Source organism: Paenibacillus sp. CFBP13512 (assembly GCF_005233705.1).
GTDB lineage: Bacteria > Bacillota > Bacilli > Paenibacillales > Paenibacillaceae > Saccharibacillus > Saccharibacillus nuruki.
Genome location: NZ_QGAD01000003.1, coordinates 456,407 through 468,580, shown reverse-complemented (window position 1 = coordinate 468,580; position 12,174 = coordinate 456,407). Strand labels below are relative to the sequence as shown.

Here is a 12,174-nt window from a genome sequence, read left to right as displayed (position 1 = left end):
ATTAAATTAAAGAATAAATAAGTATTCTAATATAATAACTTTAGTAACCAATACAATTAAATAAACCTTATGTAGTAATCATAAAAGTAAATTGCATAGGGTTTATTTAATTTAGATATTGAAAGTATCAAATAGCGGCAATAAGAAAATTAAGATTAGCAATTATTAAATAATAAAAAGCTAGCAGAATATACAATATATCAGTAATAACTATGCATATAAAATAGTATAAAACATCAGTATTCTCAAATATCTTATACATAATCACAAAACTCGTATTTTGTACATATGTACATATAGAGCGACTTAGTCTCTTTCTGTATCTAAAAAAACGCTATTAGCTCTTCGGAATAAAAAGTTGAGTTTTATCATTTTCATATGGATTCTCAGTAATTTCTAAGTGTTCTAACCTGTTGCTCTTTTGTTTCCTCCTCAAGATCTAATTATTATCTATTTTAATGTTATATTTTTTAAGCAATGTTTTTTCCTTATGCATAGAAAATAATGTTGGATTTTTAATTTTTTTTAATTGTTTCTCAAAATCATCTTTGTTTTCATATTTAGATAAATCATAGAACTCAACTGTTAATAATAAACTTTTGATGTTTCTTTTTTTAATATCACTTACTAAGTTATCAATTGTAGACTTATATTTTGATTCCTCTCCTTTATTTATAATATATAAAATATAAAGTGAGACTTGAGAAAGTTCTGGGTGAAGAACTTGAGCTTTTATAAAATCTTCATTAATCTCTTTATATTCTTCTGTCTGAAAACGTTGATTTATTATAAAAGAATAACCTGTTTGTTTAATATTTCTATCTAGAATTGGTTTTAATATCATACTTGATTGCCAGTACCACTTTTCTGCTATATAGTCATCTTGATAAACAAAAGGTTTATCAATACTTCTTATAACATTAAAATTAATATCAGGGTCTTCTGCACGAGCTGCGACTAAATAGTATTTCTGCATAAGAGGTTCTTTTCTAATATCAGTTACGACAAATTTTTCTTGATATTTATTGAAAAGATATTGCTGAGTTTCTTTAGTGACGTTAGCCTCTTGATATTCTCTTATAAACGGATAAGCCGTTCTATATGCTATAAAAATAAGCACAAGTAAACTAATAATAAACCACTTTTTTTTCTTTGATGACAATATACTAACCTCCAAGTATTTGATTAAGATTATAGTTTTGATGTATATCAAATTGAGCTTGCTTAATAATCCCGAATGAATACTCAGACAAAAATGGATACACTCCAGACTTTTTAATGAGAGATTTAACTTCCTTCGTACTTTTAAAATGTTGAGCATCTATTAAATACAACTCTAATGAAATATTTTTTATTTCGCTTTTTTTTAATTGAATAATGAACTGATTAACTTCTGAAATATATTCTTTTTCTTTCCTCTTGTTTAATGTATAAACAAGTACAATATTTATTTCCGCAATATTAGGTTGCATCTTTTGGAATGTTTTGAATGGTAAGGTCGTATTATCGTAAAGACTATAATCAGTTAGATTAGGTAATTCTATTTCTCCATAAGATTTGCTAGACAAATATTTATTTAAAAGAGGATCAATATCTGTACCTACTTCTTTTTTCCATTTAATTTTCATGTAATTATCTATATATTTGTAATGAAGATTTGCATTCTTAATAGGTGTTCCTATAACAGTAAAAATTTCAGATTTGTTAGAAGACGGAGCGACGCTACCAATATAATCAGTCTCTAAAAATGCACTATCTAAATCTACAACTTCAAAAGACTCATTGTATTTCTCAGAAAGATATCCTAGCATTTCTTTTTTTGCTATGAAATCATGCTTGGTGAATTCTGTAAACACACCCCTTACAATAATAGAAGGGTAACCTACAAAAATAATATTCAAAATGATATATAGCCCTATAGTAAATGCAATGAAAATGAGCGCTTTTCTCTTTATCATTTCTTTTTTAGATTTCAATTAAATCTCTCCTTATATAATGAATAGCTAACTATAATGAATCATCGAAGATCCATTGTGTTAGTAGATTCTTATAATCACCATATATAGTGTAAACTTTCAGCTTAGTGTACTTCAATAGACTAGAAGAAAATGATCTCACACTTGTTCCTAAAGGAATTGTATTATCTGAAGATTTTGCTCCTAGATAGCATTAGACGTAAGTTGTTTGCTTATAATCCATACTACACTTGAGGGCTGTATTTGGAAACGCTTGATCTCTCATGTTAATAGCTTCTTTCTAGAGAGGAACACTAATTTCTTCACCTCCCTTCCCTGCTATTCATTACTAAACGTTTATGAATATAATAAATATAAGTAGATGTAACGGAAGAATAGTACGTTAAAAGGAGATTTATATATGATAAGAAACGACAGAGATACAATTGTAGAGGGTATCAAACATTTATGCGATGGAATTGGGCCATTCCCAAAAATGGATTCCTATGAGGATTTTCTTAAAATGCAAACGGATATCTATGATACTTTTGGAGACGATTCGTTCGATATTTTAATTGATATTTTATTACATCCTTCTGAGTTAGGACGCATTGATTCGAATGATTTTGACTATGAATTACAAGAAGCTCTTATAGCGATTGGGCTTAGAAACCCTCGCTATACTTTGGATACAGTCGAGAATCTGCTTAGTATAAAAAGTATACGGCTTGTCCTGATCAATATCATTGGTGGATTGGAAAATGAAGACGGGTTGTTCTATTAGAGTTTTTATTACAACAGTCAACAGAGAAGGATCCCTTGTCGAAAGTTGAGCTTATAGAGTTGGCTTGTGCACTCGGTGAGATTAGAGGTGAGAAAGCTGTTGAACTTTTAACAAAAATGAAAATAAGATATTACAATCATTCACCTGAGTTATTGCAATATATAGAAAATGGATTAATGGATTAAAGGTACGTTAGTAGCTTATTTCAAGTTATGGAGTAAAGTCCAGCAATTCTTTTGAACGTTCATATTGAAGAGGACGCAATTGCACGGGGGATCATAAAACGAGAGTAAAGAGAATGAAAGCCAGTTTCCAATTTTAAATGCCCCCTCCATCGTTGCTTTCCTTACTTTAGATAGAATGGCTTATGCACGATTTCATCATATTCTCCGAATTTTTCACACTCGACTTCAATGACAAAAAATTGTTACTGGCATCATCTTTCGCTATCTCGTACAAGAAGATAAGGATTCTCAAGTAATCATCCTACTAGTAGCACTGGAAGAATCGGAAATAAACAAAAGCAGTCGATCATGATAATCGGCTGCTTTTGTTTTATATTCTATTCCATCAAATCAGTTACTGCCCCTTTAGAAGCAGAAGAAACTAATTTGGCATATTTGGCAAGTACACCGGATTTTACTTTCAGCGGCGGTTGTATCCACGCTTGCGCTCGAGTGGCTAACTCCTCTTCTGATACCTCAACTTTCATCTCCTGGATATCACTATCGATCGTAATAATGTCCCCATTTTGCAGCAAACCGATTGGTCCGCCTACTTGTGCTTCAGGTGATACATGGCCGACTACAAATCCATGTGAACCACCCGAGAATCGACCATCTGTGATGAGGGCGACTTTCCCACCAAGCCCTTTTCCTACGATGAGTGCTGTAACGGAAAGCATCTCAGGCATACCAGGTCCACCCTTCGGACCACAATAGCGTATAACCACGACGTCTCCTTCTTTAATTTCATCATTCATAATTGCTACTGTCGCTTCATCTTCGCTGTCGTAAACCTTGGTCGGACCGGAGAACTTCTGAATCTTCATGCCTGACATTTTGGCAACAGCACCTTCAGGAGCGAGGTTTCCTCGAAGTACAACCAGTGGTCCATTGGGCTTGAGTGGATTATTAAGCGGTCGTATAATCTCTTGATCATTCTGAAGTGGAGCAGATTCCGCTAAATTCTCTGCTAACGTTTTACCTGTTACTGTCAGGCAATCTCCATGAAGTAATCCTCCAGCAAGTAATAGCTTCATTACTCCTGCAACGCCGCCAATATCATTCAAATCCTGCATTACATATTGACCACTTGGCTTCAGATCCGCCAAATGAGGAACACGCAAGCGAATGCGCTCGAAATCATCCAAGGTTAGATCTACTTCTACCGAGTGTGCAATAGCTAGCAGATGGAGAAACGCATTGGTTGAACCCCCTAGAGCCATAACAACGGTGATCGCATTTTCAAATGCTTTCTTGGTCATAATGTCTCTTGGATAGATTTCCTGTTCAAGAAGTGAGATGACCTGTTTACCGGCTGCTTCACATTCCAAAGCTTTATCTGCTGAAATAGCTGATGTCGAAGAAGAACCAGGTAAACACATGCCCAGCGCTTCTGCCGCTGCTGCCATCGTATTAGCGGTATACATGCCGCCACAAGCCCCTGGACCCGGGCATACGCTACATTCAACTTTATGCAGCTGTTCTTCTGTTATTTTACCATCTTGATATTGACCTACTGCTTCAAAAGCCGAAACGATATCTACATCTTTACCATCGAGTTTACCGGGTTGAATAGTTCCTCCATATACATACACGGAAGGAATGTTCATCCGTCCAATAGCCATCAGACATGCAGGCGTATTCTTATCACAACCACCGATCGCAACCACGCCGTCAAAACGCTCAGCTCCGGTCACAATTTCAATCGAATCAGCAATAGCTTCCCGGCTTGGTAGTGAGAACAACATCCCGCCATGACCCATCGAGATCCCATCAGACACGGTAATCGTATTGAAAATCAATGGAGCACCGCCGTTATTACGTGCGCCTTGTTTCGCTTGTACTGCCAAATCATTAATATGCATATTACATGGTGTTACTTCACTCCACGTACTCGCTATACCGATCATTGGCTTTTTAAAATCCTCATCTTGAAAACCAACAGCACGTAGCATCGCTCTATTCGGTACGCGGTTAGCTCCTTCACTGATTACCTTGCTTCGAATACGAAGATCTTTTTTATTTTCCATATTGTTTACTCCTCATTTCAAAATATATCGTACAGTTCCTGCATCGGACGAATAATATTTTGTTTCATTAGTATATGAGCATCGTCACTATTTTTACTTTCAAAAGCTTTAATGATCAACTCATGTTCTTCGACTGAAGCCAGTGTAGCTGTGATCGGTTGTTTTAAAAACACATATTTGAAACGTCTAATGTGAATTTGAAGAGATGTATTAAATGTAGCCACGTAAGAATTCTCTGAGAGCTCCACAATATAATTATGAAATTGCTCATCGACCTCCATCGCTTGATACACTTGTCCACTTTTGATAGAACTTGCAAATTCCGAATTGATGGATCTTAATTTCTCGATCTGTTCTGGAATAATAATTGGAGCGGTAATTTCAGCAGCTAAAGCTTGAAGAGCCGCCATCGTTGAATACATCTTAAAAATATCATTTTTCTCAATAGTCGTTACTTTTGTTTCTTTGCCCGGATGCATCGACACGAGACCTTGAACTTCAAGTAATTGAAATGCCTCCCGAACCGGTGTCCGGCTAACTCCAAGCGATTCAGCCATTTCCGCATCAATCAGCTTTTCACCGGGTTGCAGGGTTCCATCAATAATCCAACGCTGAATCTGAGAAAATGCTCTCTCTTTTGCAGACATACGGACAGGTAAGGCAAAATCTTGAGGAATTGGCATGCGTTTTCATCCTTTTTACAATTGTTATTATATGCAATATATCGCATACAAGTATGAGAAGCAATTGTTATTTAATTTTTTTTAATTACAAAATGAATTTCTGGAAGGATGATAAGAAATGAAATCAAAAAAAATAGACTCCATTGAGGGGCCCAACATCGCTTTTCAAATAAGAGAAGAAGTGTTTGTGAAAGAACAAAATATACCCATTGAAGTTGAGTTTGATGATCGTGATAGTTTAGATGGACAGTGTGAGCACATCTTGGGCTATTTTAATAAACTGCCTGCCGGAACAGGCAGAATTATTATTCAAGATGGTATAGGTAAATTAGATCGAATATGTATCCTAAAACCTTATTGCCAATATGGTCTCGGTAAATTAATCGTTACATCACTGGAAGAAATTGCAGAAGATAATAGTATATTCATTCTAACTCTTAGCATTACATTGACCATCCTATCATAGCTTGGAAGCTCTCTATTTGACGTTCTTCTGGTCGGTTCCTCTCACATTCCTCAGTTAAGTAATATGCTAAATAAACATAATTATATAGCAATATAAAAGAGTTGTTCTTCATAAGAACAACTCTCAAAGTTCTAGCCATTCAACTCGATCAAAACCTACTGCTTTTTAAGTTTCGATTACTAATACATCTTACTTCGAATGAAAGTTCCTTATGCACGAACAACTTATTTATTAGTCAACTTCGTATTCGAGATCTTGCTATGAAATGAAGCCATATGAGTCATAATTATTTCGGCGGCCTGTTTATAACCGCCAGCCTGACGTAAAGATTCACCGATGATGCAAGCCTGCTGTTTATAAGATGGATTGCTTAGAACTTCTAATAAGGCCTCTCTCATATCAGCTGCACTCAGCTTATGTTTATTTAAAGCAATACCTGCTCCCAATTCCTCTACTCGATTGGCTACAAGCGGCTGATCCGACGTTAGTGGAATCATGACTAACGGAACGTTGTAATAGAGCGCCTCACTCGCACTATTCATTCCGGCATGAGTGATAAAAACATCCGTATGCTGTAGCATATCCAACTGTGCAATATACGGCATGACGATACAATTAGAAGGAATTTGATCAGCCAATGGCTCCATATCTGTGTATCTTCCTGAAGACAGCACCACATTTACTGGTATATCCCCAAAAGCTTCAAAGCAAAGCTGATAAAACTCCAAGTTTTTATTTAAAATAGTCCCCATAGCAATATACACCGTTTGCGGGTAACGTTCGCGAAGGAGCTCGAACGAGAACGTCTGAACATCTTGACGAGGTATGATCGAAGGCCCCGTGAAAATAAAGCGATTATCCATTTTTTCTGCATATGGCTGAAAATAACGACTTGTATACACAAGTTTTAACTCCCCTGCATGTGCTGGAATCTCATCTATACAAGGAACGTTTACTTGAAACTCTTGCGCTAACGCATGCGTTATCTTCATTGTAGCCTCATACAGTTCCTTCGTATCTGTGTCCAGTTCTTTCACGCCTTTTTCAGCTCCCAACGGATTGATCAAAGCAAAGGAAGCAATCGAACACACCGCAGGTATTCCTAGTTTTTCGGCAAGAATAGTTCCTCCCCAGCCCATCAGTGAATCAAAAATCAGATAATCGAACTTTTGATTTTCGATCACTCGAAGCACTTCGGGTATAATCCTCTGAATGATACCCGCTACCATCATATAAGTGAACTGATAAGGATGCTTGTACTCCTGTGGTTTTAACACTGGATCATGCGAAAAGGCATCTTGTGGGAATGGATATGTAATCAACAGAGCTCCAGTCTGTTCAATTCGGGAACGATACTCCTCTGTACACACATAGACAACTTGCTCACCATTATCAACCAATTGAGTAACCAATCCTAACGACGGATTCACATGACCTTCAGCCGGAGTAATGACAACTAATACACGTGCTATGGTGTCCACCTCCCCATCACTCTAATTTTTTTCTGTTATTCGTAAAGATGCTAAAAAACTCAATAAGACCCAAAGTAATTGGAGGATTAGCACTATCATTACGCCTGTCGATATGCCCCAATGTAACGTTTCTGACAAAGCAATTAGAGCACCTCCAACTCCGATGCTTACTCCTATATAGAAGGAATCTACGAATTGCAGATTTGCAGACATTTCTCCTTCTTTTCTAGGAGCCGCATGCTGTAAAGCAATGACCGCAGTTGTAGGGTTAGCCAGTCCAACACCGAATCCGGTAATCATTTGCGAAAGCAGAATAATTATAATTCCACGATCTGACAACATAAGGGCTAAGATCACAATTACAGTTCCTGCGATCATAATCCCGATACCTCCCATCACTCTACCTTTGCGACCACGACCTTGATCTCGTACATCAAGCTTGGCTTGCAACCATGCGGCGGCGGACCAACTTAAAGAACCTGCTGCTACAATAAGGCCAGCAAGATCTGCTGATAGTCCCTTTACTTCGGTTAATGCCAAGATCACAAAACTCTCTGTTGTAAAATAACAAGCTACATACAATCCTCTGGAAACCAATGTAGCAGGCAATCCTTTTCTCACTGTAAAAGTACCTTTAGGAAGAAGTTTTCGCATTTGTGGGATCATGATGAATAATCCACCTAAAGTAAGCACTATTCCTATCCAATCCGTGATCATACCAAGTCCTGTGAGTAATAAGCCTGTTCCAATAGCAAGTAGGATCGCATAAAGAGTCTTCGAATCAGATTTTTGGACTGAGTCTGTCAGCACTTGCCGAAGCTGTAGATCACGGAAAGAACGGAATGTGAGACTCAATGCTAAGCCAATCAAGGGTAAAACTATCCAGAAAACAAATCGCCATGACATATATGAGGCAATAAGACCTGCCAGATAAGGCCCAATTAAAGAAGGCAAGACAAATGCCATAGAAAATGCCGCTAAAATTTGAGTACGAAGAGAATCCGAATAATGCAGTGTTACACAGGTATACACACAGGTAATCAGAGCTCCTGCCCCAAAACCTTGAAAGGCTCTTCCTACAATAAGCATGTGCATATCAAAAGAAACAGCCGAAACTACAGTCCCTAGCACAAAAATGCTAAATGATACAAGCATAGATGTAAAAACGCCACGCTTATCAACCTGCTGCCCCATAACCAGAGTCCCAACAAGCTGAGATAACAAAAATGCACTGAAAATCCAACCGTATAAATGAATACCTTGTAAGCTTTGTGCCATTTTCGCTGCAATTGTCGTAATAGCCAGTCCCTCGAAAGCTACCGTTGTTAGAACTAGCATAATACCAATCGTCAATGCCATATGTTGCTTATCAAAAATGCCAATCGGATTGTTATTTATTTCCTACACCTCCATAACAGATAATTTGGTAAAGTGAACAAATGATTTTTAAATAGCAAAAAATGGATATGTATACATTGTACCCGGATACTTAGTAAACATTTTTCTTTACAAAGTCTAAACTACATCTCAGCTTTGACTTTGTCAACATTTTTCTTTAAAATGTAGTGAGTCATGTAGAATAACTTGATTCAAAAGGAGATGTACCATGAGCAAGAATCAAATCAAAAAGGATGTCTCCACCCGTACTCGAAGAGGGATCATTGATCTGTTAAAGGAGCAAGGAGGAATGGATGTTGTAGCACTCTCCTCTCAATTTTCATTGTCAGGAATGGCGATTCGTCAACATCTGAATGCGCTCAAAGAAGAAGGATTGGTTATGAATGTGGAAGAATCCCGTCCGATGGGTCGACCAGCCAAGCTATGGGTATTAACTCCCGCCGCTAACCGTTTTTTCCCAAGTGGCTATTCAGATTTATCCGTCAGCCTTATTCATTCGATCAAAGAAGCTTTTGGCAATGAAGGGCTGGATAAACTGCTGGATGTTCGAAATAAAAATATGCAAGAACAATATCTTCAGCATCTTGGAGGTATATCAGATATTCGGGAGAAACTGGAGAAACTAGCCGAGATAAGAACCATTGAAGGTTATATGGCTGAGGTTAAGACACAGGATGATGGTAGTTTTTTATTGATTGAGAAGCATTGTCCGATTTGTGAAGCTGCTGCTGTATGTACTGGATTATGCAAGAATGAGTTACATTTATTTCAAACGGTTCTAGGAAATAATGTTCATATTGAACGAGGGGAATACATTTTAGCAGGAGGAAGAAACTGCATATATACAGTTAGACAAAATAAACCATAACTAAGAGAGCAACCTCATTAGAGATTGCTCTTTTAGTATAACCAGTGTGTTCCTTTTTCTTATTATTTATGAGCCTATTCACCTTGTTCATACTCCATGAAAAAATATAATCGTTGAGCGCATGTATCGATAATATTCGGTTCCTTGCTTTTTAATAAAAATATTTGCAGGAGAGTTAGGTCTACCCGGGTAAAAATACATCTGGTCTTTGTAAGCTCCTTCTCCTTGCGTAAACTTTGTGGGTTTCGCCTCTTTCAGATCCACCGTATCTTTATATGTCCAATGTTCCCCATACGCTTCGATCTTTGGAGCATGAGCTTGGAGACGCTTTACCGTAGAGTATAAAGTAGAAGTGTGATTATAAAGTAGCAGTACTTCTACTCCTATATAAATCACACATATTGCGCTGATCACCAGAATCCATTTAATCACTCGTTTGCGCATTTTCACACCTCTATTTCTGTAATTCCACCTCACTTTTTCTAGTCATTGTCTAAGATATGGCAATCTGCTAATACTTCTGGTTTGTGACGCATACTGTCTGATTCTGTAATGGGTCTAATCACTTTACAAGGAACACCTGCTGCAAAAGAATGTGCCGGAATATCTTGAGTCACGACACTACCTGCCCCAATAACACATCCGTCTCCAATGGTTACGCCACCACATACTGTTACATTTGCAGACAACCATACATCATTCCCGATCTGCACAGGTTTGGCATAACATAAAGAATTCGGCACATTGTGCTGATCTAGCATCTGTCGACGTTCAGAAGCTATAAATGGATGAATAGGTGTAACAATAGTAACATTGGGTCCAAAACTAGTATGATGTCCAATCGTGACTTTGGCATCATCTTGAACCGTAAGATTATAATTGGCAAAAAAGTGATTCCCTATTTCAGTATGAAGACCATAATGAAAAAAGATAGGTCCCTGTAAGAAACACCGTTCGCCTTTGCTTCCAAGCAGCTCGCTAAGCAATGCTTCACGCTCTTCGACCTGATCTTCATAAGTGTCACTATACTGATGACTGAGTTTGTGAGTATTTAACTTAATTTTTTTCAGATCCGGATGACCGGGATTAAACAATAATCCATCAAAAATACGTTGTTCTTCACTCATAGGACATCTCCTTTTAAAAGTATGTATAGACACTTTATAACTATCCTTTACAAAGTATCTACAGTTCAATGCGTATGTATATCTTCCCTTACTATACTCTATAAACAACCCTAGCTAAACATTTGTTTGAACTAGGGTTATAATTTGATTCAACATTTTAGAATAATAAGGCAAAAAAATCAACGAGCATATGCGTTAACCATGATCCCCAAATACTTTTTCCAGTTTTTATATACACAAAGTTAAAAATAATTCGTGCTACACCCTGTAACAAAATAACGTGTACTAATGTTGAAAAGAAAGAGCCATCCCAATAAGACGGAATATGAAGAAATGCAAAAATCAACGCACTCCATAACGTACTGCTAACTAATGAGAGCCCTTTATTTCTCGCAGCTTCTAATATCCCTATTCCCAGCAATTCTTCCCCCAGCAGCATAAATGGAATCATCAAAGCCAGTTGACCCAAATGACCTGATGCTGGATTAGCACTCCATTCAAAACCAAGTTGTACAGACAATAATCCAGTAAGCATTCCCAAAATCAAATAACTTACTGCACCTATCGGGATCAACCATAATGCACGAGGAGCTACAAATGCTTTTTTGCTATCTTTTCCGAAAACAGTGATCCATGCTAGAATTCCACCCAAAAACAGTCCCCACCATGCCCATGAAATAAACATTAAGCTACTAAAACCCGCAATAAGAAATAGAGCACCTATAAGAACACGAATATTAGAAATAGGCAACTCTCTAATACTATTCATATTTACCCTATCGTTACTTGAAGTCATAGAGAATCACGACCAGACTTTGAAAATTGGCTCCATAATAGCTTGGATTGGAGCTGAGACCATACTAAAACAGCTAAGTAAGAAGATATCTCTATTATCCAAACTTTAAAATCATTCAGTATGTATCGATTTGTATCTGTATGATAGGTTTTAATAGTATACGATTCGGTAATATGCAACATAGTTATTTTCCCCTTAGGTGAATTCGTATTTAGAATGCGACTTTATTTTATTTGGAAAAATAGAGTTAAAGCAAATAACAACAGATTAACAAGATGGTTTATAAAGAGTATATTTATCATCAATAAAATAGTCAATATGGAATAAAATTCTAAAATATAAATATTATTTTCAAATCTATTATTGTAATT

The 12,174-nt window shown here is 36.8% G+C and carries 13 protein-coding genes; 4 read left to right on the top strand and 9 right to left on the bottom strand.

Translation table 11 applies throughout. From position 1 onward, the window contains the following. Positions 1-439: 439 nt before the first annotated feature. Positions 440-1,162, bottom strand: coding sequence for a hypothetical protein (locus tag PaeCFBP13512_RS06495; protein WP_137222000.1), 723 nt, complete (start codon positions 1,160-1,162; stop codon positions 440-442). 4 nt (positions 1,163-1,166) lie between these two features. Beyond that, positions 1,167-1,976 (bottom strand): hypothetical protein, encoded by an 810-nt coding sequence (locus PaeCFBP13512_RS06490; protein WP_137221998.1) that lies wholly within the window; start codon positions 1,974-1,976, stop codon positions 1,167-1,169. Positions 1,977-2,376: 400 nt separating this feature from the next. Between PaeCFBP13512_RS06490 and PaeCFBP13512_RS06485 the strand changes: the two genes are divergently transcribed. Continuing rightward, complete coding sequence (locus PaeCFBP13512_RS06485; protein WP_137221996.1) at positions 2,377-2,739, top strand: hypothetical protein; 363 nt, start codon at positions 2,377-2,379, stop codon at positions 2,737-2,739. A 35-nt stretch (positions 2,740-2,774) separates the two neighbouring features. Beyond that, entirely contained in the window at positions 2,775-2,924 is a 150-nt protein-coding gene (locus PaeCFBP13512_RS23180) for a hypothetical protein (RefSeq protein WP_161594227.1), read from the top strand. A 377-nt stretch (positions 2,925-3,301) separates the two neighbouring features. On the opposite strand, the gene ilvD is transcribed toward PaeCFBP13512_RS23180, so the two are convergent. After that, the gene (gene ilvD, locus PaeCFBP13512_RS06480) at positions 3,302-4,993 is read right to left on the bottom strand and encodes a dihydroxy-acid dehydratase (protein ID WP_069328873.1); all 1,692 of its coding nucleotides are present in this window, start codon (positions 4,991-4,993) and stop codon (positions 3,302-3,304) included. Positions 4,994-5,010: 17 nt separating this feature from the next. Continuing rightward, the gene (locus PaeCFBP13512_RS06475; RefSeq protein WP_137221994.1) at positions 5,011-5,676 is read right to left on the bottom strand and encodes a GntR family transcriptional regulator; all 666 of its coding nucleotides are present in this window, start codon (positions 5,674-5,676) and stop codon (positions 5,011-5,013) included. A 118-nt stretch (positions 5,677-5,794) separates the two neighbouring features. On the opposite strand from PaeCFBP13512_RS06475, the gene PaeCFBP13512_RS06470 reads away from it, so the two are divergent. Continuing rightward, entirely contained in the window at positions 5,795-6,142 is a 348-nt protein-coding gene (locus PaeCFBP13512_RS06470; RefSeq protein WP_137221992.1) for a GNAT family N-acetyltransferase, read from the top strand. 224 nt (positions 6,143-6,366) lie between these two features. On the opposite strand, the gene PaeCFBP13512_RS06465 is transcribed toward PaeCFBP13512_RS06470, so the two are convergent. After that, on the bottom strand, positions 6,367-7,614 hold the full coding sequence (locus tag PaeCFBP13512_RS06465; protein WP_137222048.1) for a macrolide family glycosyltransferase: 1,248 nt from the start codon (positions 7,612-7,614) through the stop codon (positions 6,367-6,369). A gap of 21 nt (positions 7,615-7,635) precedes the next feature. Continuing rightward, positions 7,636-8,973, bottom strand: coding sequence for an MFS transporter (locus tag PaeCFBP13512_RS06460; RefSeq protein ID WP_241669297.1), 1,338 nt, complete (start codon positions 8,971-8,973; stop codon positions 7,636-7,638). 247 nt (positions 8,974-9,220) lie between these two features. On the opposite strand from PaeCFBP13512_RS06460, the gene PaeCFBP13512_RS06455 reads away from it, so the two are divergent. Then, positions 9,221-9,880: a helix-turn-helix transcriptional regulator gene (locus PaeCFBP13512_RS06455; protein WP_137221990.1), complete on the top strand. Its 660-nt coding sequence runs from the start codon at positions 9,221-9,223 to the stop codon at positions 9,878-9,880. 87 nt (positions 9,881-9,967) lie between these two features. Here PaeCFBP13512_RS06455 and PaeCFBP13512_RS06450 read toward each other — a convergent pair whose 3' ends face one another. The 3 genes from PaeCFBP13512_RS06450 to PaeCFBP13512_RS06440 all read right to left on the bottom strand — a co-directional run bounded on the left by PaeCFBP13512_RS06450 (position 9,968) and on the right by PaeCFBP13512_RS06440 (position 11,776). Further along, a complete protein-coding gene (locus PaeCFBP13512_RS06450) occupies positions 9,968-10,324 on the bottom strand; it encodes a hypothetical protein (protein ID WP_137222044.1) in 357 nt (118 codons plus the stop codon). Positions 10,325-10,362: 38 nt separating this feature from the next. Continuing rightward, on the bottom strand, positions 10,363-11,007 hold the full coding sequence (locus PaeCFBP13512_RS06445) for a sugar O-acetyltransferase (protein WP_137221988.1): 645 nt from the start codon (positions 11,005-11,007) through the stop codon (positions 10,363-10,365). 157 nt (positions 11,008-11,164) lie between these two features. After that, positions 11,165-11,776, bottom strand: coding sequence for a CPBP family glutamic-type intramembrane protease (locus tag PaeCFBP13512_RS06440; RefSeq protein WP_137221986.1), 612 nt, complete (start codon positions 11,774-11,776; stop codon positions 11,165-11,167). Positions 11,777-12,174 lie beyond the last annotated feature (398 nt).